Origin of the sequence: Rhizobium sp. Root149 (assembly GCF_001427345.1) — a bacterium.
GTDB lineage: Bacteria > Pseudomonadota > Alphaproteobacteria > Rhizobiales > Rhizobiaceae > Neorhizobium > Neorhizobium rhizoryzae.
Genome location: NZ_LMGD01000019.1, coordinates 1 through 1,430, shown reverse-complemented (window position 1 = coordinate 1,430; position 1,430 = coordinate 1). Strand labels below are relative to the sequence as shown.

At 56.6% G+C, this 1,430-nt stretch carries 1 protein-coding gene; it reads right to left on the bottom strand.

Translation table 11 applies throughout. The features are described from left to right. Positions 1–902: glycoside hydrolase family 15 protein (locus tag ASD54_RS12025; protein WP_244484748.1), on the bottom strand; the 902-nt coding region annotated here is incomplete at its 3' end. Between the last annotated feature and the right edge of the window lie 528 nt (positions 903–1,430).

The following is a 1,430-nucleotide window of genomic DNA, read 5'->3' as shown; positions in this document are numbered from 1 at the left end:
TGTTCTCCTATTGCATCAAGCGTCTTGAGCCAGACAGGATCGCTTGACGAAACAAACCGGACGAGCGGCATCATCAGGAGAGCCGCATCAAGTTCAGTTCCACCGCGCTCCTGCACAAAATAGCCGTTCTCGGGATGGCGGAAGTTATCCCAGATGTCACTGGCTATCGCGTCACGGGTTTCGGTCCAGGCCAGCAGAGGAGAGCCAAGCGATCGCTTTTTGGCGAGCCGAATTGCCCGGTCGAGCGCAACCCAGCACATCAACCGGGAATGAAGAAAATGGCGAGGCTTCGAGCGGATTTCCCAAATGCCGGCGTCTGGCTCCTGCCAATGGTCGATCACATGATCGACGATAGTCCGGACATGCTCCCAGCCGTCATGGCTGATTGCAGATCCATACTTGTTGGATAGATAGACACTGTCGAGAAGTTCACCAAAGATGTCCAACTGCGTCTGCGCATGAGCTGTATTGCCGATCCGCAACGGTCGGCTCTCAGCGTAACCTGCAAGATGCGGTAGCTCTGATTCATCGGCCATAGCCGACCCGTCAGCTGTATTGCCGATCCGCAACGGTCGGCTCTCAGCGTAACCTGCAAGATGCGGTAGCTCTGATTCATCGGCCATAGCCGACCCGTCAAGCGCGTACATAATGCGCAATGGAGAAGAACGGTCACACTTCGCAACACGCGCGCTGACCCATTGATTGAAGTGCTCTGCTTCTTCGACAAAGCCAAGCCGCATGAAGGCATAGACAGTAAATGAGGCGTCACGGATCCAGGTCGCCCGATAGTCCCAGTTGCGTTCTGACCCTAGCGCCTCAGGCAAAGAGAAAGTAGCTGCGGCTGCTATCGAACCGTGACGAGCCGAGGTTAGAAGCTTCAATGCGAGCGCGGAACGAAGCACGTGCTCACGCCAACGCCCATTGTAGGTCGATTTGTCATGCCACGAGCGCCACGNCGAGCCGAGGTTAGAAGCTTCAATGCGAGCGCGGAACGAAGCACGTGCTCACGCCAACGCCCATTGTAGGTCGATTTGTCATGCCACGAGCGCCACGCCTTGATCGTTTCCTCTATCAACGACGACACAAGGGCATCATCGGGTGGTGGCATGGTACTTTCGCCCAAGACGAACCATGCACTCTCCCCTTTCGACAGCGTAAAGCGTGCAGTCGCTTCCGCTGCATGTGAGTCAAGCGGAATGGAGGCAAAAAGGGATAAGGACAGTTCTTCGCCTTTGAAGCATACGCCGCCTTCAGTGGCTGCGACCTCAGGGCTATGGCGAGCGTAATCGAAGCGCGGCGCGCAACGCACAGTGAATGTCACCTCTCCGCTTGTCACGGTCAACCGGCGAATGAGACCACGCTCACACCGGCCTGCACGCATCCGGGCTTCGGGTTGTGGCATGAAGTCAGCTACTTAGCGATCAGGAGAG